General features: G+C 47.0%; 21 protein-coding genes and 1 pseudogene. 19 read left to right on the forward strand and 3 right to left on the reverse strand.

Annotated features, from left to right (window positions below; genetic code table 11):
• From ACLQ6D_RS06385 to ACLQ6D_RS06395, 3 genes and pseudogenes are all read left to right on the forward strand, one after another.
• Positions 1–114: pseudogene (locus tag ACLQ6D_RS06385) on the forward strand (IS5/IS1182 family transposase); the annotation flags it as partial.
• Between the two features lie 251 nt (positions 115–365).
• Positions 366–557 carry a type II toxin-antitoxin system HicB family antitoxin gene (locus ACLQ6D_RS06390; RefSeq protein ID WP_411726453.1) on the forward strand — a complete coding sequence of 64 codons (192 nt, stop codon included), beginning with the start codon at positions 366–368 and terminating at the stop codon, positions 555–557.
• Positions 558–737, forward strand: coding sequence for a type II toxin-antitoxin system HicA family toxin (locus tag ACLQ6D_RS06395; protein WP_411726454.1), 180 nt, complete (start codon positions 558–560; stop codon positions 735–737).
• 128 nt (positions 738–865) lie between these two features.
• Here ACLQ6D_RS06395 and ACLQ6D_RS06400 read toward each other — a convergent pair whose 3' ends face one another.
• The gene (locus tag ACLQ6D_RS06400; protein ID WP_411726455.1) at positions 866–1,198 is read right to left on the reverse strand and encodes a hypothetical protein; all 333 of its coding nucleotides are present in this window, start codon (positions 1,196–1,198) and stop codon (positions 866–868) included.
• Positions 1,199–1,428: 230 nt separating this feature from the next.
• On the opposite strand from ACLQ6D_RS06400, the gene ACLQ6D_RS06405 reads away from it, so the two are divergent.
• The 16 genes from ACLQ6D_RS06405 (at position 1,429) to gspD (ending at position 18,938) form a co-directional block, all read left to right on the forward strand.
• Positions 1,429–2,049, forward strand: a complete 621-nt coding sequence (locus ACLQ6D_RS06405; RefSeq protein WP_411726456.1) for a hypothetical protein — start codon at positions 1,429–1,431, stop codon at positions 2,047–2,049.
• A 227-nt stretch (positions 2,050–2,276) separates the two neighbouring features.
• Positions 2,277–5,159, forward strand: a complete 2,883-nt coding sequence (glnE, locus tag ACLQ6D_RS06410; RefSeq protein ID WP_411726457.1) for a bifunctional [glutamate--ammonia ligase]-adenylyl-L-tyrosine phosphorylase/[glutamate--ammonia-ligase] adenylyltransferase — start codon at positions 2,277–2,279, stop codon at positions 5,157–5,159.
• 36 nt (positions 5,160–5,195) lie between these two features.
• A complete protein-coding gene (locus tag ACLQ6D_RS06415) occupies positions 5,196–6,119 on the forward strand; it encodes a branched-chain amino acid transaminase (RefSeq protein ID WP_411726483.1) in 924 nt (307 codons plus the stop codon).
• Between the two features lie 16 nt (positions 6,120–6,135).
• On the forward strand, positions 6,136–7,152 hold the full coding sequence (waaF, locus tag ACLQ6D_RS06420; RefSeq protein ID WP_411726458.1) for a lipopolysaccharide heptosyltransferase II: 1,017 nt from the start codon (positions 6,136–6,138) through the stop codon (positions 7,150–7,152).
• A gap of 8 nt (positions 7,153–7,160) precedes the next feature.
• Positions 7,161–8,189: a lipopolysaccharide heptosyltransferase I gene (gene waaC / locus ACLQ6D_RS06425; protein ID WP_411726459.1), complete on the forward strand. Its 1,029-nt coding sequence runs from the start codon at positions 7,161–7,163 to the stop codon at positions 8,187–8,189.
• Entirely contained in the window at positions 8,186–9,886 is a 1,701-nt protein-coding gene (gene gspE, locus ACLQ6D_RS06430; RefSeq protein WP_411726460.1) for a type II secretion system ATPase GspE, read from the forward strand. Before waaC ends, gspE begins: the two co-directional genes overlap by 4 nt.
• A gap of 13 nt (positions 9,887–9,899) precedes the next feature.
• Positions 9,900–11,117 (forward strand): type II secretion system F family protein, encoded by a 1,218-nt coding sequence (locus tag ACLQ6D_RS06435; protein ID WP_411726461.1) that lies wholly within the window; start codon positions 9,900–9,902, stop codon positions 11,115–11,117.
• Between the two features lie 12 nt (positions 11,118–11,129).
• Positions 11,130–11,558, forward strand: a complete 429-nt coding sequence (gspG, locus tag ACLQ6D_RS06440; RefSeq protein ID WP_411726462.1) for a type II secretion system major pseudopilin GspG — start codon at positions 11,130–11,132, stop codon at positions 11,556–11,558.
• Positions 11,559–11,633: 75 nt separating this feature from the next.
• Positions 11,634–12,263, forward strand: a complete 630-nt coding sequence (locus ACLQ6D_RS06445; protein WP_411726463.1) for a GspH/FimT family protein — start codon at positions 11,634–11,636, stop codon at positions 12,261–12,263.
• The gene (locus tag ACLQ6D_RS06450) at positions 12,250–12,672 is read left to right on the forward strand and encodes a prepilin-type N-terminal cleavage/methylation domain-containing protein (RefSeq protein WP_411726464.1); all 423 of its coding nucleotides are present in this window, start codon (positions 12,250–12,252) and stop codon (positions 12,670–12,672) included. Before ACLQ6D_RS06445 ends, ACLQ6D_RS06450 begins: the two co-directional genes overlap by 14 nt.
• The gene (locus ACLQ6D_RS06455) at positions 12,659–13,342 is read left to right on the forward strand and encodes a prepilin-type N-terminal cleavage/methylation domain-containing protein (RefSeq protein ID WP_411726465.1); all 684 of its coding nucleotides are present in this window, start codon (positions 12,659–12,661) and stop codon (positions 13,340–13,342) included. Before ACLQ6D_RS06450 ends, ACLQ6D_RS06455 begins: the two co-directional genes overlap by 14 nt.
• The gene (locus ACLQ6D_RS06460; protein ID WP_411726466.1) at positions 13,339–14,373 is read left to right on the forward strand and encodes a general secretion pathway protein GspK; all 1,035 of its coding nucleotides are present in this window, start codon (positions 13,339–13,341) and stop codon (positions 14,371–14,373) included. Before ACLQ6D_RS06455 ends, ACLQ6D_RS06460 begins: the two co-directional genes overlap by 4 nt.
• Complete coding sequence (locus ACLQ6D_RS06465; RefSeq protein WP_411726467.1) at positions 14,348–15,463, forward strand: PilN domain-containing protein; 1,116 nt, start codon at positions 14,348–14,350, stop codon at positions 15,461–15,463. The genes ACLQ6D_RS06460 and ACLQ6D_RS06465 overlap by 26 nt, the downstream gene beginning before the upstream one ends.
• Positions 15,447–16,034, forward strand: a complete 588-nt coding sequence (gene gspM / locus ACLQ6D_RS06470) for a type II secretion system protein GspM (RefSeq protein ID WP_411726468.1) — start codon at positions 15,447–15,449, stop codon at positions 16,032–16,034. The genes ACLQ6D_RS06465 and gspM overlap by 17 nt, the downstream gene beginning before the upstream one ends.
• Positions 16,031–16,744, forward strand: a complete 714-nt coding sequence (locus tag ACLQ6D_RS06475; protein ID WP_411726469.1) for a hypothetical protein — start codon at positions 16,031–16,033, stop codon at positions 16,742–16,744. The genes gspM and ACLQ6D_RS06475 overlap by 4 nt, the downstream gene beginning before the upstream one ends.
• A complete protein-coding gene (gene gspD, locus ACLQ6D_RS06480) occupies positions 16,728–18,938 on the forward strand; it encodes a type II secretion system secretin GspD (protein WP_411726470.1) in 2,211 nt (736 codons plus the stop codon). Before ACLQ6D_RS06475 ends, gspD begins: the two co-directional genes overlap by 17 nt.
• Before the next feature lie 220 nt (positions 18,939–19,158).
• Here gspD and ACLQ6D_RS06485 read toward each other — a convergent pair whose 3' ends face one another.
• Together ACLQ6D_RS06485 and ACLQ6D_RS06490 are read right to left on the reverse strand one after the other, a co-directional pair.
• Complete coding sequence (locus ACLQ6D_RS06485; protein WP_411726471.1) at positions 19,159–22,626, reverse strand: AAA family ATPase; 3,468 nt, start codon at positions 22,624–22,626, stop codon at positions 19,159–19,161.
• Between the two features lie 309 nt (positions 22,627–22,935).
• Positions 22,936–23,250 carry an NYN domain-containing protein gene (locus ACLQ6D_RS06490; protein ID WP_411726472.1) on the reverse strand — a complete coding sequence of 105 codons (315 nt, stop codon included), beginning with the start codon at positions 23,248–23,250 and terminating at the stop codon, positions 22,936–22,938.
• Between the last annotated feature and the right edge of the window lie 398 nt (positions 23,251–23,648).

A 23,648-nucleotide genomic window follows, 5' to 3' on the forward strand; every position in this document is an offset into this window, starting at 1 on the left:
TACCGCAAGACCCGTTACAAGGGGCTGGCCAAGAATGCCGCGCAAGTGTTTTCGCTGATGGCGTTGGCGAACTTGTGCCAAGCCAGGGTGGCTTTGCTGGCGGCTGCAGGATAACTGCGCCCGCAACCCCCCCTAAACCGGGACAAATCCTGGTTTAGGGGTGAAAACAAAAGGGAAATACAGGTGTTTTAGGCCTGTGACGGCTTTTGCAATCTAAACAATAAATTTTTCTTTGGGTTGTTCAGAGGTTCCTTAACTAGATACGGGCTGGAAATACCTTAGTTATTGTGAGTATAACTATTTTGGTAGTAACCTATGCGTGGTTAGTTTAATTTTCAAAATTCGTTGTTTCATCGAGGACACCTATGAGAGCAGTCAAATATACATCGTGGCAAGATGACGGGTTTTTTATTGGTTTTCTTAATGAATACCCTGACTACCAAACGCAGGGCATGACTAAAGAGGAACTAATCGAAAACCTTAAAGACTTGTTAATTGATCTTGAATCGGGTCAAGTGCCTTACATTCGTAAAGTCGAAGAGTTATTAGTTGCGTAAGTGAAAAGACGCGATTTAATTCAAATCATTGAGAAAATGGGTTGCGTTCTCGTCCGCAATGGTGGGCGGCACGATTGGTACACCAATCCCCAAACCAAACAATCACAGCCAATACCTCGGCACACCGAAATCAACGAAAATCTGGCAAAATCCATCATAAAAAAACTGGGCAATTCTTAGGTTGAAGCGTGGAACGAACTCCAACATACCGTGCTTTCGAGAACACATTTTTAGCGGTAGGGCAAAATTTGGAGTGTTAATAACACTGGGAACAAAACTGTAAGGCGGGTCTTGACCCGCCTTACTTGCTACTTACATGCTTCAAAACCAACATAATATGCGATTGAACCCTCAGAGATCGAACCCATTTTTGGATCTGGATTAGATTTGTTCATAGCTTCCAAGCTGTCCCCAGTGCCAAGATATTTCACGGTGTTATCAGCGCAATTGTAGAGTCGTTTAGAATAGCCGGTGCCACTTGATCCGACTCTCTTTGTTACGATTGTGCGCTCCGATTCACTGCCCCCTTTCTCCAAAACGAAAAATAGTGCTTTCGGATCGGATGGGACATTCAGAGGTATCTCAGCAGCAACTGCTGACGCAGATATGATAAGGGTAAGCAATACAAGTTGAAACTTCATAGTTCTCTCCATTTAAAAGCTAACGCAGAATTAGGCGGCGAAGCGGTAAGGCATCCATTTGAACGCCAAGTTAAGTGATTTGTAAGAACGCACTTTCTTCACATGCTTACTTAAGCGTGCTAGATATGATAATAGCTTTTAAAATCAACCGCAACAAGGGCTATTTTCGAAACTCGTCATACCGGCTGAGAAGCTTGTGGATTGAAGTGACAAAGGCTAGAGGGTATAAAATGATCCAGCGATATAACTACAATGGAGAATGTTGGTGGTGCGGCAGTACTGACAATTCACGAGAACATAAGTACAAACGCACAGACATAGTTAGGTTATTTGGTCATAGCTGGTTTAAGGCTCAAAATGCTCTATTACGATTTGTTGAGGGCAATGAACGAGTAGTGCAAGGGCCAAAATCAAAAGAATTAGTGTTTGAATCTAATTTGTGCAAGAAGTGTAATGGCACACGAAGTCAACCATTTGACCGTGCGTATGACAAATTTATCGAATATATACATTTCAACTCATCGATTATCATAGCTACAAAGCAACTCCAATTTTCGAGCATATTTCAGAGTGCTTGGCAAAACCAGCGTGATAATGTTATCAAATATTACGTTAAGCATATATGCTGTCGATTAGCCCAAGCAGGTGTTCTCATTGACCCAAAAGCATTATCCTACTTAAACGGAAATAGTTATATTTCTTGCCTAGAAATGGACTTTCAAATTCGTGAAGATATTGTTGCAATGGAAGCAAAACTGACTGACGAACAAATTCCCGAGGGTAGCGTTTGGATCGGAGATGGGATGGCTGACCATCATCAATCTAGCAATACTTTTTCCTATTTTCAATAGCCATGTTGGATATCGTTGGCTGAGGATAAATTATATTTATGACGATACGTTGACTGGTGAGTTTAACAAGAATCCTTCTGATCTTCTGGTTTTTGAATCGAAGTATAATATTGACCCATCAACAATATAAGTCGAGTAGGCTGAGTTGAAAGCTTTATAGATTACCCAACAAAGCAAAGCCAAAGTAGACGAAACATCCCCAGATAACCAGCAATAATCGTAACATAATGCTTACAATCAAAGACCTAGAACCCCAACTCCAAACCCTCCCCCCCGAACTCCAAGCCCCAGCCAAATCCAGCCTGGAACACTGGCTAACCCAACTCAATCAATATAACCTCACACTCAAAACAACCGACAAGCTAATCCAGTCCATCCCCAAAGTCTGGTGTTCCAGCGAATTCGTTGCCGAAAGTTGCACCCGTAAACCCGAACTGTTGGTTGACCTGGTCAATTCGGGCGACTTGGACGGCCTATATTCCGAACTCACCTATCAAAACAAGCTGGCAAATTTGGAAATTGCAGATGAAGCCGAATTAATGACCAAACTACGCCAGTTCCGCTGCCGTGAAATGGTGAGGATTGCCTGGCGGGATCTGGCGGGCTGGGCGGATTTGGCGGAAACGCTGATGGATTTATCGCAGCTTGCCGATGCCTGTATTCAGTATGCGCTGGCATTTCTCTACCAGCAAGCCTGCGAACTACGCGGCACGCCGGTACTTGCCGATGGCAGTCCACAGAAGATCGTAGTGCTGGGCATGGGCAAACTCGGCGCTTATGAGTTGAATTATTCGTCGGACATCGACCTGATTTTTGCTTATCCCGAGGAAGGCGTACTGCCCGACCGAAAGTCCACCAGCAACGGCGAGTTTTTTACCCGCCTGTGCCAAAATCTGGTCAGGGTGCTGGATGACATCACCGTGGATGGTTTTGTGTTCCGCACCGATATTCGCTTACGTCCTTTCGGCGATAGCGGCGCGGTAATCATGTCCTTCGACGGCATGGAGAATTATTACCAAACCCAGGCTCGGGAATGGGAGCGTTATGCCATGATTAAAGCAAGGCTAGTCGCCGGTGATTTTAAAACGGGCGCTCAGCTAATGGCCATGCTGAAAGCCTTTGTTTACCGGCGTTACCTAGATTACGGCGCATTTGAAGAGTTGCGTGGATTAAAATTACAAATCACCCAGGAATTAAAACGCAAGGATCGCATGGAGAATATCAAGCTGGGGCCGGGTGGCATCCGCGAGATTGAATTCATCGGGCAGGCTTTTCAGCTCATTCGCGGCGGTCATGAAAAAACCTTGCAAACACGCGGAATCCTGGATGTATTAAGCATCCTAAGTAAGCTGAAACTGCTGCCGCAAGCGGACGCAGACCAACTAAACCATTCGTATCGCTTTCTGCGCCGCGTGGAAAACCATATCCAACAATATCAGGATCAACAAACACACGATTTACCTACGTCGGCACAAGCCAGGGTGATACTCGCCCATTCTTTGGGCTTTTCGGATTGGCACAGTTTTAAAGCCGAACTGGATGATGTCAGGGCAGCCGTCCATGCGGTCTTTGGTCAGGTTTTCTCCTTATCAAGACAGGAAGGCAGCAATAAAACTAGCCAAAAGATCTGGGCCTGCATAGCCGATGACGACGAATTGAAGGAAAATTTGAAAACCTTCGGCTTCCAGGAGACCGATGAAACCTTGAAAGCCATCAAAGACTTCAAAAATTCGACCACACTGCGGCGTATGACGACCAAGGGTGCGGGCGTTGTCAATCGTTTAATCCCGCAACTCATAGCGTCGGCTCGGCAGGTCGATAATCCCGATGAAACCTTAAAACGACTGGTCAAGCTATTTGAAGCAGTCGCAGGCAGAAATATCTATCTGTCCCTGTTATCGGAAAACCCCGGTGCCCTCAAGCAATTAATCCGCCTCGCCTCTGCCAGCGTATGGATTTGTGACTACTTGGCGCTGTATCCGGTATTATTCGACGAATTGCTGGATACGCGCACCCTATATGAGCCGCTGAAAAGAGATGATCTCAACCTACAACTTAAAGGGATAGTTGATTCTGTCGAAATCCAGGATCTCGAACAATTGATGATAGTGTTACGGCAATTTAAGCATCTCAATGTGCTTAGGGTTGCCGCAGCCGATATTATGGGTGCTATCCCCATCATGGTCGTCAGTGATTATTTGACTTATATAGCCGAATGCATTGTTGAAAACAGTGTCATATATACTTGGCTAATGCTGACAGAAAAACACGGCTTTCCTCCAGGCACGGACAAGGAGAACATCAATTTTGCCGTGATCGGTTTCGGCAAGCTGGGCGGTATTGAATTGGGCTACGGTTCCGACCTTGACCTTGTGTTTTTGTATGATTGTCCTGATGGCAATGCTATGACTACAGGGGCAAAACCGCTTTCCTGCTCACAATTTTATGGACGTTTGGGATTAAAAATCCGGCATATCCTGGACACCAAGTTATTATCCGGTGTGCTTTACGAAGTGGATATGCGTTTAAGGCCCAGCGGCGATTCAGGTTTATTGGTGACGCACATCAGCACTTATGAAGATTACCTGAAAAATCAGGCGTGGACATGGGAACATCAAGCTTTAGTGAGAGGCCGGTTTATTGCAGGTGATCCACGCCTAAAGGCAATATATGAGTCCATTCGCCAGAGAATCCTGAGCTTACCAAGAGATGCCGCCCAACTGAAAACTGAAGTCCGGGACATGCGCGAAAAAATGCGCGTCGCCCACGACACCAAAGAAGCCAACAAATTTGATTTGAAACAAAGCAAAGGCGGTATTGCTGACATCGAGTTTATAGTACAATTCGGCGCTTTAGCTCACGCCGCAAAACATGCAGCGTTAACGACTGATACCGATAATGTCAGGCTACTGGAAGGCTTAGCCCAACAAGGCTTCATCACCCAAGCCGAAGCGGCAACACTGAAAACCGCTTACTGCGCTTATCGTGACACTGGGCACAAGCAAGTGCTTCAGGGCGACCGGGCGATCATTGATGAGAGCGAGGTTGAGGGGATGAAAAAGCAAGTTGAAGACATCTGGCATAAGGTCATGGAAACTAGTGATAATTGAAATAATTGTGAAATATTAAGGGTTGGAGAATGAATGATGACTATGGACGATAGAGACGGCTTTATCTGGCTGGATGGGCAATGGCTTGCATGGCGGGATGCCAAAGTCCATGTACTGGCACATACCCTGCATTATGGCTGCGGCGTGTTTGAGGGGCTGCGTGCTTATCATGCTGAAAAAGGCACCGCCATTTTTAAAATGCAGGAACATACCGACCGCTTGTTCCGTTCAGCCCATATCATGAACATGCCCATGCCGTTCAATAAGGATGAAGTCAATCAAGCGCAGCGGGAAGCAATCGCCAAAAACAAGCTGGATAGGGCATACATTCGTACGATGTGCTTTTATGGCTCCGAGGGCATGGGATTGCGGGCCGACAACCTGAAAGTTCACGTCATGGTTGCTGCCTGGACATGGGGCGCGTATCTGGGCGCTGAGAATATGGAAAAAGGCATCCGTATCCGCACGTCATCGTATACCCGTAATCATGTCAACAGCACGATGTGCAAAGCCAAAGCGAATGGCAATTACATCAATTCCATATTGGCCTTGCAGGAAGCGTTGTCTACAGGATATGACGAAGCATTATTACTGGATCATGAAGGCTATGCTGCCGAAGGTAGCGGTGAGAATTTGTTCATCGTCCGTAATGGGAAGCTGTACACACCGGAAACCACCTCTGCCTTGGAAGGCATTACTCGCGACACAATTATGACGATTGCTGCCGCACAAGGCTTGCAAGTTATCGAAAAACGCATTACCCGTGATGAAGTGTATGTTGCTGATGAAGCGTTCTTTACCGGTTCTGCGGCGGAGGTAACGCCGATCCGGGAATATGATGGCAGGATCATCGGTAATGGCTCCCGTGGCCCGATTACGGAAAAATTGCAGGCCTTGTATTTTGATTACGTACATGGACGCAGAGCCGATCATGCTGAATGGCTGACTTACGTGGTCTAAAAGCTCGAATGACCTAGTGAAAATTTTAGTTGTAGGGCCATCCTGGGTTGGCGACATGATCATGGCGCAAAGCCTGTTCATGTCTCTCAAACTATCTTTTCCAGACTGCCTTATTGACGTGCTGGCTCCCGCTTGGCCGTTACCTTTGCTGGACAGGATACCCGAAGTTTCAAAGGCAATCGTCATCCCTTTGAATCGTGGGCAGTTTGGCTTGATGACCCGAATCAAACTCGGTCGGCAATTACAGGCAGAACGGTACGAGCTAGCCATTATTCTGCCAAACTCATGGAAATCGGCACTCATCCCGTTTTTTGCCAATATCCCCCTGCGCACCGGATACCGGGGCGAATGCCGCTGGGGCTTGCTCAATGATATAAGACGGTTGGAAAAAAACGCACTTACGATGACTGTGCAGCGCTTCGTTGCCCTGGGATTACCTAAAAACGCCCCGCAACCTCCCGGCTATCAAGAGCCAAGCCTTCCTGCCAACAAAGCCGGTCAGGAAGCTGTTATCCAGAAATTTGGCTTAGCACTGACTGAAAAAATTCTCGCCTTGTGTCCTGGCGCTGAATATGGTCCATCCAAACGTTGGTCACCAGGGTATTTCGCCAAGGTTGCTGAGGCAAAAATCCAGCAAGGCTGGCAAGTATGGTTGCTAGGTGCTGCGAAAGATAAAGAAGCGGCAGTGGCCATTAATAAGGCAACCCAACATCAATGCCGGGATTTTATCGGACATACCTCCCTAACCGAAGCGGTTGACCTAATGTCGCTAGCTCATACTGTTGTCGCCAATGATTCAGGGCTTATGCACTTGGCTGCAGCATTAGATAAAAATGTCATCGCTATTTATGGATCGACTCCACCTGAATTGGCACCACCACTTTGCAAAAAAGGCCAAACCGTGTTTTTAAATCTCCCTTGTGCGCCTTGTCGGCAGCGTGTTTGCCCTTTATATCCTGTCGGTCATAAAGACCACACCCAATGCTTGGCCGGAATAAGACCCGAACAAATTCTTGAACTTATTGGCGACTAAAACTATCCATGCGCATAGCCATTGTCAAACTTTCCGCTTTGGGGGACATTATTCATGCCATGGTTGCGCTACAGTTCATCAAGCAAAATGCGCCTGGCATTCAAATTGACTGGATTGTGGAAGATCGGTTTGCCGGAATTTTGCAAAACAACCCAGATATATCGCACATATTCACCGTAAATCTCAAAGCATTAAAAAAAAATAAACTGGCGATTTTTCAGGAGATAAAAAAAATTCGCCACTATGCCAAGAATCATTATGATCTGGTCATTGATGCCCAAGGGCTTATTAAATCGGCTGTCACCGCCCGACTGCTGGGCAAACGCGTAGCAGGATTCGATGCGGGTTCCATCAGGGAAAAAACCGCGTCCTGGTTTTATGATGTAAAAGTAACTTGTGCTTATCATGAAAACACCATCGACCGGAATGCTTACGTACTATCGACGCCCCTTGGCTTTAAAATTACCAGCGATCAAATTCTCAGTAAAAAACCTTTTTTATACGCCGAGAATGCCAATCCGCAACTTGACGGGTTTTTTTCAATCAACCGCAACACGATTGTGTTTGTCATAGGCTCGACCTGGGAAAGCAAAAACTATCCCCCTGAAAAATTCGTGAACATAGCCCGTGCGTTACAGGAAAACTGTCTAGTCGTATGGGGCAACGGACAGGAAAAAATCAAAGCGGAATGGATGTCTAGGCAATGTGCTAATATTACAATGTTGCCCAAATTGGATTTGAATGGCTTGAAAGCAGTGGTCGCCAGGGCAGATTTAGTGATAGGTAACGACACTGGGCCAACCCACATGGCTTGGGCATTAAACAAGCCTTCGATTACGATTTTTGGCCCTACACCCATCAGGCAGGCTTATCAAACGGATATAAACAAGGTGATTAAGTCCCATTCAACCGTCAATCCTTACAAGCTCAACAAAGAGGATTACTCGATAAGGGACATAGACGAACTTACAATTATCGACCAAGCAAACACATTGTTATCTAACCACCAAAACACTGAAAAAACGCTACTTACATGACACAGCAAGCTGAACCCTATCACGCTTTACTCGGGATTCTTAAGCAACGGGACAAGTTATCCGCTTCGGAATTGAAAAAAGTCGAACGGGTAAAAAAAACATCGGTGGCAGAAAGCTTACCCCAATTACTGGTGAAATTGGGTTTATGCTCAGAACTTGATGTCGCCGATGCTTTTGTTGAATCGGGTCAGTTCGAAAAAGTAAAACCGGAACAGTATCCGCTGGAAATGCAACTCCCTGAAAGCGTGCCCTTACGTTTTCTCAAACAATACCATGTGATCGGTTTGGGACAGGACGGACAGTCGATTACGGCTGCTATGATGGATCCCGAAGATGAATTCGTCATAGACGCATTAAAGCTGGTAACGGGAAAAAATATCGTCGCCAAAGTGGGTTTGCTTTCAGAAATAGACGCAGCCTTGGAAGTGCAATACGGCGAAGGCCGTTCGGCTATGGAAAAGACCATCGATGACCTGAATGTTGACGACATTGGCGAGGAAGATCTGGAACACCTGAAAGATCTGGCGAGTGAAGCGCCAGTCATCAAAATGGTTAACCTGATTATGCAACGGGCGATAGAAACCCGATCCTCAGATATCCACATTGAACCTTTTGAACAAACTTTGAAGGTCAGGTTACGCGTGGATGGTGTGCTAAAGGAAATTGATGCGCCATCGGTCAAGTCAACCGCCGCAGTAATCTCCCGTATTAAAATTATGGCAAAGCTGAACATTGCCGAGCGGCGGCTACCGCAAGACGGTCGCATCAAAGTGCAGATGTTAGGTAAAGAACTGGATTTGAGGGTTTCGACGATACCGACCATGTATGGGGAAAGCGTCGTCATTCGGCTTCTCGACAAAGAAAACACGGTGTTCGATTTTGCCGCCCTAGGTTTTGCCGGACGGCATTTGCAGCAATTTATTGAAGTATTGTCACAGCCACACGGTATTATCTTGATTACAGGGCCCACCGGTAGCGGAAAATCCACCACCCTGTATGCCGCATTAAAGCAACTGAACACCTCGGAACGGAAAATCATCACCGTTGAAGATCCGGTGGAGTACCAAATGGAAGGCGTTAACCAAATCCAGGCTAAACCGCAGATCGGCCTGACTTTTGCATCGGCGTTGCGCTCCATTGTCCGCCAAGACCCCGATGTCATCATGATTGGCGAGATGCGTGACCTGGAAACGACGCGGATCGCGGTGCAATCTGCCCTCACCGGTCACTTGGTGCTGTCAACCCTGCATACGAATGATGCCGCAGGTGGTGTCACCCGCTTGCTGGACATGGGGCTGGAAGAATACCTGCTGACTTCCACTGTGAATGGCATATTGGCGCAACGTCTGGTGAGGAAGCTGTGCCCAGACTGCAAAAAACCTTATCAGGCACCACCTGAATTGATTAAGGAACTGCGTTTACGCCGATTTTCCCCTGAAGGCGATATTACCTTATACAAGCCAGTGGGCTGCGCGTCTTGTGGCGGTATGGGTTACCGTGGACGAATGGCGATAATCGAATTCCTGCAAATGACCGATCCCCTTCGTAAGCTAATCATGGCGCATGAAGAAGTGGGCGTTATCCAAAAACTTGCCATCGAAGAAGGCATGTCAACCATGTTTGAGAATGGCCTGACCAAAGCCATCCAAGGTGTCACTACGATAGAAGAAGTCATGCGCGTAACCTCGGAAACTTGAACGGAAACACGGAATGCCATTGTTCAAGTACAGAGTCATCAATAGTTCCGGTGAAACCGAGGAAAACATTAGGGATGCCGTCGATGAACAAGCGCTGATTTCGGCCTTGCAATCAGAAAGCTATATACCGATCAGTGTAGTGCCAGCCACAAGCAGGTCATTTTTAGGGCTAAGCTTGGGCGGAAAACAAAGCAAACTATCGCAAAAAGACATCGGCCTGTTTACCGGCGAACTGGCAACCTTGCTGGAATCAGGCCTGCCTTTGGACAAGTCATTATCAGTATTGATCGACCTGACTGACGATAACGGGCGCTTGAGCAAATTGATCGGAAAAGTCCTGGAGAAAGTCAAAGGCGGCTCGTCATTGGCCGATGCCTTGGAAAAGCAGACGGGTATTTTTTCCAAGTTCTATTTGAATATGCTACGCGCCGGTGAAGCAGGCGGTAATTTGGGTGAAGTGCTGGCGCGGCTGTCAGAATATCTGGAACGCTCCCGTGAACTGAAGGATACCGTAAGCACGGCCTTAATCTATCCTACTATTTTATTGACCATGTCTTTAGCATCATTATTTGTGATGCTAACCTTTGTGGTGCCGCAATTCACTGAAATGTTCGAAAGTGCAGGCAAGGAGTTACCGGTATCAACGCAAATTGTAGTCGGGTTGGCGGAGTGGTTGCAAAAATACTGGTGGATCCTGATTGGCGTGGTAGTTCTGGCATCCAGTTACATGAGTTTACAAATGGCAGACCCGGTCAGGAAAAAAGTCTGGGACGGCCTATTTTTAAAGCTTCCGCTAGCCGGAAACATTATACTGAACAAGGAGACAGCAAATATCAGCAGGACACTGGGAACTTTATTGGGCAATGGGGTTTCCATACTTTCCGCAATGGTTATTGTGCGTGAAACCGTGGACAATCTGGTGTTGGCGGATGCCATCCAGGATACCGAGGAGCAGTTAAAACAGGGCAAACACATGTCTGATGCCTTACAAGACAAAGGAATTTTCCCCAAAATGGCCATGCAAATGATCAAAATTGGCGAAGAAACTGGCCGCTTGGAAGAAATGTTGATACGCGTCGCTACGATATATGATAAACAGCTCAGGGTATCCATAACACGGCTGCTGGCACTGCTTGAACCCGCTTTAATCATCACCTTAGGACTCATGATCGCCGGCATTATTGTGTCAATTTTACTGGCTATATTGAGCGTTAACGACTTGGCTTTTTAACGGAACTTGGCTATGAAACAATTCAACAACCGCAAACAAACAGGTTTTACCTTGCTGGAATTATTGGTCGTACTCGGCATTATTGCCATGCTGGCCGGGATAGTCGGGCCACAAGTGATGAAACACATGGGCGAGTCCAAAGTCAAAGCGGCCAAGGTGCAAATTGAAGACCTCTCACAGACGCTGGATATGTATAAGCTCGATGTCGGCAGTTATCCCACTTCGGAGCAAGGCTTGAATGCCTTGATCGAATCCCCTGACGGCGCACAACGCTGGAATGGCCCTTATTTACGAAAATCCAAAATTCCGCTTGATCCCTGGCAACAGGAATATAAATATACTTCCCCGGGTGAGCATGGCAAGTTCGACCTGTCTTCCTTGGGTGCTGACAGTAAAGAAGGCGGTGAAGGCGAAGACCAAGACCTGAATAGCTGGGAATGATGGGCATTTTGGAAAGCTAAGTTTGCGGAATTCTCATTCACCACGAAGAACACGAAGAAACAATAGAAAAACTTCGTGTCCTTCGTGTTCTACGTGGTGAGAAATTTCCCAAAAGCGGCAATGCAGGATGTAGAAAGTTTCTGCCAATTCCAAACCATCAGCTTTCGAAAAGATGTAACAGTGTTTTATCCCAAGAAGCCGCGAAATTCCGAGACTATTATTAAGCACATCGTAACAAAAAATCAGCATACTGGCATTATTCCAACCTCCAGCAAAGGTTTCACCCTGCTGGAATTACTGCTGGTGTTGTTTGTTGTGATTTTGGGGTTTTCGGTCATTGGACTCAATATTTCCTCAGGAAACGATGCTACAGAACACCAATCCACTGCCAGGGATCTGGTGTCTGCCTTAAGGTTTGCCAAAGGCCAGGCACTCATCACCAACGAGGAAACGACGGTGAATTTTGACCTTAACGAAAACATCTATACCGTCAGTGGCCGGGACAAGGTGTTTACCATCCCTGACACCATAGCCCTTACTGTCGTCACGGCCCAAGAAGAACTGACCGGGAAAGGCATGGCCAACATACGGTTTTTCCCCGACGGCTCATCCAGCGGTGGACGGATCAAACTGGAAAGGAACTCCGTCACTTGGCAAATTGACATCAACTGGTTAACAGGACAGGTCGAACTTGAAAACAAGTGAGATAACAAAGCAACAGGGTTTTTCGCTACTGGAAATTCTGATTGCCTTTTCGATCCTGGCATTGTCCTTGGGTATCTTGCTAAGAATATTTTCCGGCGGTGTCAATACGGCTATGGTCGCCGAGGATTATACGATTGCCGTGCAAATCGCTGAATCGCTCATAGCCAAAACGGGATCGGAAGTACCGCTAAAGGATCATCAGAGTTCCGGCGTGGAAAATAAAAAATACCAGTGGTCGCTAACCGTAAGCCCCTATTTTCTGAGCAACGAAAGTATCGACCCAAAAAATGTGGCTGCACAGCTTTATAAGGTCAACGTAACGGTAGTGTGGGGAAATGGCGAAAGCGACGGCCGCCAGATTCAGTTAACCACCTTAAAGCTGGCCGCAAAAGACAATGCTGCATCGTAAAGCTAATGCGGGTTTTACCCTGATAGAAGTGCTTATTGCCATGACGCTGCTTGGTATCATGGTTGTCTTATTGTTCAGCAGCATGAAAATTTGCGCAGATAGTTGGCAAAAAGGCGAAGACAAAATCACCGAAGTCAACGATGTCGCAGTCGTTTATCAATTTTTCCAACATCACCTAAGCACTGCAAAACCCTTGTGGGATGATTTTTCTGAAGAGAACAAGGTCTTTGCTTTTCGGGGCAAAAGCCAGGAGTTGCAGTTTGTTTCAGCATTTCCGGCCAGCGCCAAAAAATCAGGACTACAACTGTTTTCCTTAAAATTGATTAACGACGGCGACGGACAGCTTATCCAAGTCTCTATAACACCCTTTTATCCGGTGGCAGAGGGCGAAGAATGGCGCAAGGAAGAAATCACCTTGTTGCGGCATGTCCGCAATTTTTCATTCAGTTACTTCGGATTGGACGAATCCCAACCCGAGGGCTTATGGCAGGACGACTGGCTGGAGAAGGAAACGCCGCCCCGTCTGGTCAAAATCAAGATAGGGCGCGATGACGGTAGCTTCTGGCCGGAAATGATCGTTGAACTCAAGGCAGTCGGACTATCCAACAATTTGTTGACCGATGAAGGGCAAGCGGCAGCAGAGGCTGCTGCGATAGAAGGGGAACAGTGAATATTCGTCCACCTCAACAGCAGAATGATAGGAAAATCAGCCGTTCTAAGGTAGAATCCAGACCCAAAGGCTTTGCCTTGGTGCTTGTTTTATGGATATTAAGCCTGTTAACCATCATGGCAGGCAGCTTTGCCCTGACCATGCGCAGGGAATCAACCATTGTCGCCGGCATTAAGGATAACGCCGGGGCTGTAGCAGCGGCAGAAGCGGGAATTGCCGTCGCCGAGATGATGCTGCTTCATCCCGAGCAGAATAAGCACTGGCGCACTGATGGCAACATTTATCAAGTGGATTTTGGCAACACTCAAATCCGGCTACGGCTTTTGTCAGAAGCCGGTAAAATAGATATTAATAAGGCCGATCCGCCCTTGCTGCTGGGCCTTATAGCGCAGGTGCCAGTAGAGGAAGACCTGCAAGCCAAACTGATCGGCGCGATTCTTGATTGGCGCGACAAGGACGACCTGCTTAACATTGAAGGGGCGGAAAAAAAAGAATACCGGGACGCAGGGCTAAAATATCATCCACGCAACAAACCTTTTCAAACGGTGGAAGAACTACAGATGGTTTTAGGAATGGACGGGCGCGTGTTCAATTGGCTTGAACCCCTCATCACCGTTTATTCAGGCCAAGCGCAGGTTAATCTTAAGCTAGCCTCAGCTAACGTCCTGAATATTGTGCCTGGCTTGGATGCTAGCTTGATTGCAAGTTTTGTTGCGGCTAGACTTGAGAGCGGGAAAAACGGCCTCCCTGCGCCGGAATTTCCAGCTAGCCTGGTCAGGGGGGGGGCTAGTGCCAATGAGACGGTAACGATTGTTTCTGAAGCGCGGATGGTTGATGAAACCAGCGCTTTAGTCACTGCCACAGTTGCGAAATTAGATGCTACCCAGTCAGTAGCATTTGATGGCATCCCGTCAGTTCCTTTCAAAGTTTTAAAGTGGCAACGCAATCCTGCCAATGAAAAGTCGTTATTTACCGACGAAATGAGCGAATTTTTAGTAAAACAATATGCCGAACCTGAACTCAGCGATTGATCTGGATTTTAAAAAATTCTTCCGCTGGTGGAAACGCGAACTTAGCTTTTTGATCCCAGACAGGATTAAACAGCTTATTAGCGATCGGCATGGCACGCTCATTGTACGCCCGGAGGGAAATCAATTTGCCTTGAGTTACTGGTTTGAGGGTAGTGAGGAACCGCTTATAAAGCTGGATCGGGATGAGCTGGGAATGTCAAAATACAAGGAAATGCTGGCAGCCGACGAACGTTTACAAAAAGCCGGCCTGATTTTCCGCTTATCCAGAAAATACGCCATTCAAAAAGAACTCTCACTGCCTGCCGCCGCCAAGGAAAACCTTTACCAAGTGGTTACCTACGACTTATCCAGGTATTCCCCATTTAAGGCGGAGCAGGCCTACTATGCTGTCAAAGCGCTGGATGTAGTTAACGAGCCTGGACAAATCAGGGTTATGCTAGTTCTTACCAACCGGGAAGTGCTGGATACCTTCTACGGAGACCTCAAGACATTTGGCATGATTCCGAAATTTGTGGATTATGAGCTTTTCGCCAACGACCTTGAGCAAAGCGAAGAACCTTATAATCTGTTACCAGAATGGTTGCGGGAAAAAACAGACAAGACAGCACAGTTGATTCAAGCTGCCTTGGCTGGCTCGGTGGTATTGCTTATGGTGGCAACCTTGGCCTTGCCGGTCTGGCTTGAATACCGTTCAGTCCAAGCCTTAGAAGAAAAGATTGATGCTATCGAAAAAGCGGCCAAAAGTACCAAGGCCTTACAAGCTGAAGTTGACGCATTGGTGGACGAAACCAAACAATTGATTGAGAAAAAAACCGAAAAACCCCCAGTTGTGGCCGTACTGGACACCTTAAGCAAACTGATAAAAGACGATACTTGGTTAACTTATGCACAGTATGCGAGCGGTCAATTGCAGGTTCAGGGCGAATCACCCGCCGCTTCAACACTGATTTCGGTTTTGGAAGCGTCTGATTTTTTTGCCAATGCAAAGTTTGTCTCGCCCGTTACCCGTGATAATGTGACCAAGCTGGAACGATTCCAAATTACCGTTGATATTACCAAGGCAGGGGATAAAAATGGAACTGGGCAATAATCCACAGACACAGCGCTGGCTGGCTGTAGGCCTTCTGGTTTTTGTGGTGCTGCTGGTCGGTTTGATTGTTGTCTTGCCTATCATCAGCAAAGGGCTGGAACTGAATGAAGCCAAAGAAAACCTAGCGTTTACCCTGAAAAAATATGAGCAAATATTGGCCGGAAAAGATGCGGTAGTCGGCAATATTGAGGCAATGAAACAGCAACACGAAGAACAAGGCTATTTTAACAATCAAGGCACTAGTGCCCTCGCTTCCGCACAAATGCAGGAGTTTATCAAACAAGCCATCGTACAGGCAGGCGGACAATTGAGCAGCACCCAAGTGCTTCCACCCAATAACAAAGATAAATTCAGCTGGATTACCGTCAGTGTCAGGATGACCGGCAACATTGAAGTGTTACGGGCAGTGCTGTACAAGCTGGAAACTGCCACCCCACTGATTGTTATCGAGCAGTTGGACATAAGGCCGATGCGCAACGTCCGAAACAGGTTGACCCGCCAGATTGAACCCAGCAACGGACTGAACATCAATTTTCAGGCAATCGGTTTCATGAGAGTGCAGCCACAATGAACATGAAACTGATCAAGTTCCTCGCCGCCCTTTGCGCCGGATTGTGCTTCATTATTGTTTGCGAGTGGTTATATGCCATCTACGCACAGAAGCAGTTACTGGAATCCATTCAAGCCGTCGATAAGGAAAAAAAGCCAGTCGCAGGATTGCCTTCTATACAACTGACCAAGCAACCCGAAACCAGTTATGTGGATCTGGTAGCAAAGCCGCTGTTCATTCAAGGCAGGAAGCCAGTCAATGAACCTGATCCTGTGGCAACACCTATAGCGAAAGCAACGGAAACATTTAACTGGGCGCTTAATGGGATTTATACCTACCAAAAGAATCTGTACGCATTATTTAGCCGGACGGCCACCAAAGTCCCCAAAGATAATTACCGGAAAATTACCAAAGATAACGACATCGACGGTTGGAAACTGACTGAGATACACAAAGACAAAGTGGTCGTCAGCCAAGGCGGTAAGCAAAAAGAATTGCCTTTGCGTAAGCCTAAGCCGAAGGGGCTGGCCAGCAATGCCGGCAGATCGCTGATTGCGCCGCCCGTACCCAACCAGCCCGGGCAGCCGTTAGTTCCCAGCCAACAACAACCCATACCCACTCCTGAACCCGTACCTGAGCCAGAGCCTGAAGAGGTGCCCGAACCTGAGCTTATCCCCGATGAATCCAGTGAACCTTACTTCGAGAATAGCGATAATGAACAATTTCAGTAACCTTATTAAGGCTGGCTACTTGATCGCCTTGGGCTTAATGCTTACTAGCTGTGAGCTACTGGGCCCCAAACGGACTACCAAAATACCGCTCACGCCGGTAGCCAAAGAACAATCAGATAGGCTCGATGACAGCGTTGTGTTTCAAGAGCTGCAAAACAAAACGCCGGTTAACGGTGCCCTGCAATCGAAGGTCGAAATGTATCCGGCCCGGGATCGTTTTGCTCCCAAAACGGAAACTCACAGACAGACCAAAACCGGAGGCCCTGGCACTTACAGCCTGAATTTTGACGATGCCGACCTGGGTGAAGTCGCCAAAGTCATACTAAGCGACATACTTGGGCAAAACTATGTACTAAGCCCTAAAGTGGTTGGCAAGGTCACGCTTAATACAACCGAACCGCTTAGCAAAGCGGAACTCCTGCCTACCCTGGAAATGGTCTTGCGCATGAACAATGCGGCTTTGGTTAAGGACGGCAAAATATATCACATCGAACCCACCTCAGAGGCTTTGTACAGTTCCTCTATAGTGGGCAGCAGCACTGGATTCCAATCTCGGGTCATTCCAATACGGAATGTCGCCGCCCAGGAAATCGCCGACATTTTGAAACCCTTGGTTCACGATAAAACCATCCTGAATGTAGACAGCACTCGTAATACCTTGGTCGTACAAGGCACAGCTGACGAACTGGCGCGGGTCATGGATATGGTTAGCACCTTTGACATTGATGTATTGAGAGGCCGGTCATTTGCCCTGTTTCCCCTCAACCACGTTGAGCCGGACAAAATCATAGACGAGCTGGAAACTGTTTTTAACACCTCATCCGGCAAGGAAGACAGTGAGTTTTTCCGCTTTCTGGCCATTGAGCGCATGAATGCGGTATTAGCCATTACCCATCAGGCCAGCTATCTCCGGGATATTGAAAACTGGATCTACCGGCTGGACAGGGCCAATACTGAAGCGGGTGGCGGCGTCAATGTATATAAGGTACAACACATGGATGCTGAGGAATTGGCAAGTACGCTGAATGAAATTTTTACCGGCGGACAACCTAGGGACAAATCCGCAAAAGTGGCCGCCGGAAAAAAATCGGGGGAGGTCACCAATAAGGATTCTTTTGATAGCAACAATAGCCAAAAAACTGACAAAACCTCGGTCAAACGCAAAAAAAGTAAGGCTGAGGGTTCAAGAGCAGGGGGTGGATCCGCTGACAATGACACAAAAATTGTCGCGGATATCGCCAATAATTCCTTGATTATTATCGCCACACCGCAGGAATACGGAAAAATCCTTCCGGTCATTAAGCAGTTGGATATCATGCCGTTGCAAGTGTTGATAGATGCCACGATAGCCGAAGTGACTTTAAAGGATGATTTACAGTATGGTATTCAGTGGTATTTATCAACTAACCGCCTAGGACTCGGTAGCAGTCCTAGCTCTGTTGCAGGGAAACTAGGGGACGCTGCCGCTGTTGCCGCTCTAGCTGGAGCAACAGGGGGTTTGAGCGCTATCTATAGCTCAGGTTCCGTCAAAGCAGTGTTAAATGCGCAATCTCAACTAAACAATGTAAAAATTATTTCATCACCCTCCCTGATGGTTTTAAACAACCAGGAGGCGAAAATAAATGTAGGTGATCAGGTACCGTTACAAACCAGCTCTACCTCGGTACCCATCGCAGGTGGAACGGATGGGGCAAGTATCGCCCAATCTAATCAGATACAGTACAAGGACACAGGTGTCACTTTAGAAGTGACACCTAGAGTCAATTCCAATGGCATGGTCATTATGGATATCAGTCAGATTGTCAGTAATGTAGTACCTCAGCCATTGGATACCGAAACATCTGTTGGTGTTACGACTACTGCTACCATTCGAAATAGAGAGATCGAAAGCACGGTTGCTGTAAGAGATGGTGAAACTTTCGCATTAGGCGGGCTGATAACAAGCAACGATGAATTCATCAAGAGTGGGATACCTTTTTTACACGAATTGCCTTATATAGGCCCATTGTTTGGTTCTACTACAAGAAATGAAAACAGAACTGAACTGGTGGTATTGATTACCCCTCGTGTTGTCAAAACAAAACAAGATGCCCGCGTCGTTACCGATGAATTCAAAAGAAAGCTGACTGGAATCTACTACGACCCAACGAAACCGAGAAAAAAGGGGGATTGGTGGCGGGCGCGGGACTGGTAGCGCGTAGGCTGGGTTGAAGCTTAGCGGAAACCCAGCGAATGCGCACCGAATGCTGGGTTTCGTTCCTCAACCTAGCCTACACGTCCGCGTATGGCGCGGCGTAATCCACCAAATTGTGTAGGTTGCGAAGCCTGTCGGAGCCCCCTGGCCTTTCGACAAGCAGGACGGATGGTCACTTGTTCAGAGTTGTCGATTTCGGATTAGTTTAGAACCCGCCCATTCAAGACACCTTCCTCAACTCACCCAAACCATTCGGCTTTTTGACCAGTTGCAGTTGTGCCTTAAAGCGTTTCTGTACGGCTTCCACATGCGAGATAACGCCCACGGTTTTGCCATGCGCACGCAAGCCCTCCAAGGTATTAATCACGGTATACAGGGTTTCTGCATCCAGGTTGCCAAAACCTTCATCGAGGAACAGGGAATCCACCGACCTGCCATTATTCGCCAATTCCGAAAGCCCTAATGCCAGCGCCAGACTGACTATAAAACTCTCACCGCCTGATAAGGTTTTGGGTAAGCGCCGGACATTACCCTGGTAGGTGTCTTCAATTTCCAGGGCCAAGCCCCTGTCGCTGGGCTTTTGCCGGATATAGTAACGCCCGCTGATTTTTTCCAGCGTCGCATTGGTTTGCGATAACAACCTTTCAACCACCCGTTCTTGTACACGTCGACGAAAAGCCATTCCATGTTCTGCCGATAGCTCCGCGACCTCGGCGTTCGCCTGTTGGACTAGCGCTTGCTGGCTTTCCAGTTGTGCCAGGATGGCATCGTATTTCTGCCTTAATTGTTGTTGCTCGCGGACTATGGTTTCCAACCGTTGGGATTCAAGCCCCGCCAGTTCCATTCTTTCTTTGGCAGTCTTTAATTTAAGTTCGATTTCTTCTGTCGTTAACTCAGGCTTACCTTTGCCTTCATGGATTTCCAATTGCCCATAAAGCGTTTCCAGTTCCGCCCCCCACAGAACGACATCGTCATCCAACCGTGCCTTTTGCTGTGCAAATTCGGGCTGGCTGGTCATCAATTCCAAAATTTGGCTGATCTCATCCAAACTGGTGAATGGGGTTCCCTGCATTTTATCGGCAATGGCCTGATCCAAACTCTTTGTCTCAGCGTTTAGTTGGCCGATGAGCCGCTCTTTATCGGCAATGAATTTCTGCTTTTCCACCAACGCCAGATGTAAACCGACCACTTCTTCGGTATGTAACTGGTTATTGGTGTAATTCAGCCTTTCTTTATAGGAATTGATTTGGGCTTGACCGGTAACCTGTTCTGATAGCAGCAGTTCCATATCTTCTGTCAAAATTTTGTTTCGGAAGGCATAACTTTCGTAATCTTGACGGCGAAGATTCAGGCGGTCAACCAGCACATTCTCTTTGCCTTTTGCTGGCAGTTTTTCGCCTAACTGCGATAGTTGCTCAGTCAGTTTTGCCACCAGTCCCTGTTCTTCCTGTTGAACCTTGGCGCCGCCAGTCTCAGTCTCTGCCACCCGTTGCGGTTCGGTCTGCCATTCCGCGTCTATCGTTTGTATGGTGGCTTGTGTGTGCCCAATACTGGCCGTATTTTTCTCGATTGCTGCTTTAAGATTGGCTATCCTACTTTGCGTCCCTTTATACTTGCTCAACAAAACAGCTATATTTTTCAGATCTGTAGATTCGGTCTTTAGCAACCGTTTCATCATGCCCGTTTTCTTGATGTCCAGATCTGCACTGGCCGTATTCAGCTGGTTACACAACCTCAGCCACAGGGCCATAATCTGTTGCAGCCGATTCTGATTGGCATGATTTCTTTCTGCGTATTTTCGCGCCAGTATGACTTGCTGCTCAAGCTGGCTAAACTGGATGCTTAATCGCTTTATTTTTATGCGCTGATCTAACAAAGCTTGTTGGGAATTCGCCGGGGCGGGTGGGCGTTTTGCGTAAGGATGCTCGGTAGAACCGCACAACGGGCAGGGTTTACCATCAATGAGATGGGCGCGGTCTTGCGACATACGCGCCAACAGCGCATCATTAAAAACCGACCTTTCCAATGCCAAGCGGATGTTTTCTTCTTGTTTTTGTTGCTGTTTTAAAGCCTCAAGTTCGGTTTCTAGTTCTTCTGCGTCACGGTCTGGCGCATTTTTCTTGCCAAACAGTCCGAAAAAAAAGGATGACTGCGGTGACAATTTTTCGTTGGCAACAGCCAGGTTAACCAATTCCTCGAAGGCTTTGACCCGCTCTTTCTGCTCTGTTTGCAATTCTTCAAGCTGCTCCAGGCTGTTGCCTTGTGCAAGCTCTTCCAGCTCTTTTTCCTCATTCGCTAATTGCCGGTTTAGCTGCACCAGCTTATTGTTTTTATTGTCTATATTGGCTTTGTTTTTTTGCAATGCCGCGCTGGTGGATTTTGTCCACTTGCCTAGCGCTTTCTTTTTTTCGTCAAATTCATCCAGAGCTATCCGCAGATTTTTCAAGCGGTCGAGCTCAGGAAAATTTTCCAGCAAAGGTTTGTCAATCGCGTGTTCTTCCAGCCACTTGGATACTTCGTCCAATGCAGTTTGTTTTTCGGCAATTTGGTCAGACAAAGACCGCAACAAGATAATTTCAGACTGCCAGTTGGCATTAAACAAGTTAACTTGGTTCCTTATGCTATCAATGGTTTGTTTTTGCTCGGTGAACGATTCCGGCCTGGATGCCAAATCTTGTTGCGCTAAGGAACTCGTATCAAACTCGGGTAAGGCCAGCGTGCCTTCTATCTGTTTGAGTTCATTACGCAAAGCCGTCAGCGCGGTATTCTCCCGCTCCAGAACCTGCTTTTTTTGTTTGATTGTTTCGATGCCGTCCTTAAAATCCAGTGCTTTTTCAGCAGCGGCTAACTGATCCAGCTTTTTCTGTACGGCCAAGCGTTGGGTGATGGCATCCTGTAGCCTGATTTCCTGGGATTCAATCTGAATTCTAATGGTTGATGTTTCCGCCATTACGGTTTGTTGCGCAGTCAAGCGGTTAATTTGTTCCTGAAAATCCGCAGTTTGTTCGCTAAAATCAGCTAAATCCAGTTCACAGGCTTCCAGCGATTCCGGCTCGATTAAGGGGATAGCCGCCAAATCTTGCTGCAAATACAGCAGATTTTTTTGCGCATCGGCCAGCTTATCGGTCACCTCTTTTTTATAGTCCGCATAAATATCCGTACTGATGATTTTTTCCAGGATGTCCATGCGTTCGTTGTCCAGAGCGTTGAGGAACGCGGCAAAATCGCCTTGGGCAAGCATTATAGAGCGGGTAAAACTGCGGAAATTCATGCCGGTGATCTCGACCATACTGGCACAAACCTGATGCGGCGTATTGGCTACGACCTCTTCGCCATTATTCAAGTGGATAAGTTGCATTTCCGATGGCAACACATCACTACGCGGGTTGCCGTCCTCGCGCTTTACATGCCAACTTGAGCGGTACTTGTCCACACCCAGGGCGAATTCAATTTGCGAAAAACTCTCGTTGGTGTGCTGGGTAATAATATGTTGCGCAGGCTTATCAAACCGGAACGTCTCGCCATACAACGCCAACGTAATGGCATCCAGGATGCTCGACTTACCCGACCCGTTAGGCCCGGTGATAGCAAAAACCCCCGTATCGGTAAAAGGCGCTTGCTCGAAATTGATCCGGTTTTCGCCTTCCAAGGAGTTGATATTCTTGAAATATAGATTAAGTATTTTCATATATATATGATTTATATATAGCATGTAGGCTATTGTAAGAAATTTGGTACACGCCTTGGTACACACTATTTGTAATTAATCTATATGATACACGGCGAGATTGATAGAGAAAACAACTAAAAAAAGCCGCGTGGTTAGCGGCCTTGCGGGTTGTTTCAGGAAGGCACTAAACAATAAATGCTTTACCAATAATCGGGCTTAACGGCGGGTGTTTTCTTGGTGGGTACTTTATCCGGCAATTGAAATTTTTGAAGTTCATCATTGCGAATGTGTGTACGAGTCCAATCAACCAAGCCAGACAGGTTTGAATTAGGTGGACGTTGTTTCGTTTCGTTTCGTTTCGTTCGATTCCCTTCTTGGCAAAATTAATCCAATCGGGTAATCAGGAAAATCTTGCCTTAAAAAAGCCAGTGCGGGCTCAAGGTCAGAATCGCTGGACACCAAAACGGCATGTTCGCAATGCTTAAGCGCGGCATCACGACAGATTTGCAGGGCAATGTTTACGTCGGTTTGTTTTTCTTCTAACCGCCAGACTTCAACCCGATCTTGCTTGTCGATAGGTTGCTTAGGGTGGACTGCTTTTCTCCAGGATATAGTGACCGTTAATGATTTCCATGGTTTCAAGGTGCTTGTTTATCAGTGCCTTATTATAGCTTTGCTGGGATTGCAACGCCTTATCGCCTTGTGTTGCAACCCGTGTAATGACTGGGGCAGTAAAAAACTTTACGGTGACAACATCCAATGTTGGATTTTGAACATGACAAACATGCTTAACCACGCCATCAATATAGACAATTGTACGAATTCCTTACCCCAGAAATGAAAAAAAGTCGCACTAAGGGAAAGAGAAACTAAATCCGTCCGTATTATGAAAAATATCTGCCAAGCAAAAGCAACCGTTTGAAATTTCGTAGTACTTGTAGTTTCCGGCCAACTGCAGTCGGTCACGTTAGAAATTGCGGCCTTTCGCAGAGACAATCAACAGACTGACAGATGTTGTTAAACAATACCGTACATGAATG

This window comes from Methyloglobulus sp. (assembly GCF_046714055.1).
Lineage (GTDB): Bacteria > Pseudomonadota > Gammaproteobacteria > Methylococcales > Methylomonadaceae > Methyloglobulus.

Excerpts from the sequence above, each read along its gene's own strand:
- ACLQ6D_RS06390 (WP_411726453.1), top strand. The coding sequence starts at position 366 with ATGAGAGCAGTCAAATATACATCGTGGCAAGATGACGGGTTTTTTATT.
- ACLQ6D_RS06400 (WP_411726455.1), bottom strand. The coding sequence starts at position 1,198 with ATGAAGTTTCAACTTGTATTGCTTACCCTTATCATATCTGCGTCAGCA.
- ACLQ6D_RS06405 (WP_411726456.1), top strand. The coding sequence starts at position 1,429 with ATGATCCAGCGATATAACTACAATGGAGAATGTTGGTGGTGCGGCAGT.
- glnE (WP_411726457.1), top strand. The coding sequence starts at position 2,277 with ATGCTTACAATCAAAGACCTAGAACCCCAACTCCAAACCCTCCCCCCC.
- ACLQ6D_RS06415 (WP_411726483.1), top strand. The coding sequence starts at position 5,196 with ATGACTATGGACGATAGAGACGGCTTTATCTGGCTGGATGGGCAATGG.
- waaC (WP_411726459.1), top strand. The coding sequence starts at position 7,161 with ATGCGCATAGCCATTGTCAAACTTTCCGCTTTGGGGGACATTATTCAT.
- gspE (WP_411726460.1), top strand. The coding sequence starts at position 8,186 with ATGACACAGCAAGCTGAACCCTATCACGCTTTACTCGGGATTCTTAAG.
- ACLQ6D_RS06435 (WP_411726461.1), top strand. The coding sequence starts at position 9,900 with ATGCCATTGTTCAAGTACAGAGTCATCAATAGTTCCGGTGAAACCGAG.
- gspG (WP_411726462.1), top strand. The coding sequence starts at position 11,130 with ATGAAACAATTCAACAACCGCAAACAAACAGGTTTTACCTTGCTGGAA.
- ACLQ6D_RS06455 (WP_411726465.1), top strand. The coding sequence starts at position 12,659 with ATGCTGCATCGTAAAGCTAATGCGGGTTTTACCCTGATAGAAGTGCTT.
- ACLQ6D_RS06465 (WP_411726467.1), top strand. The coding sequence starts at position 14,348 with ATGCCGAACCTGAACTCAGCGATTGATCTGGATTTTAAAAAATTCTTC.
- gspM (WP_411726468.1), top strand. The coding sequence starts at position 15,447 with ATGGAACTGGGCAATAATCCACAGACACAGCGCTGGCTGGCTGTAGGC.
- ACLQ6D_RS06475 (WP_411726469.1), top strand. The coding sequence starts at position 16,031 with ATGAACATGAAACTGATCAAGTTCCTCGCCGCCCTTTGCGCCGGATTG.
- gspD (WP_411726470.1), top strand. The coding sequence starts at position 16,728 with ATGAACAATTTCAGTAACCTTATTAAGGCTGGCTACTTGATCGCCTTG.
- ACLQ6D_RS06485 (WP_411726471.1), bottom strand. The coding sequence starts at position 22,626 with ATGAAAATACTTAATCTATATTTCAAGAATATCAACTCCTTGGAAGGC.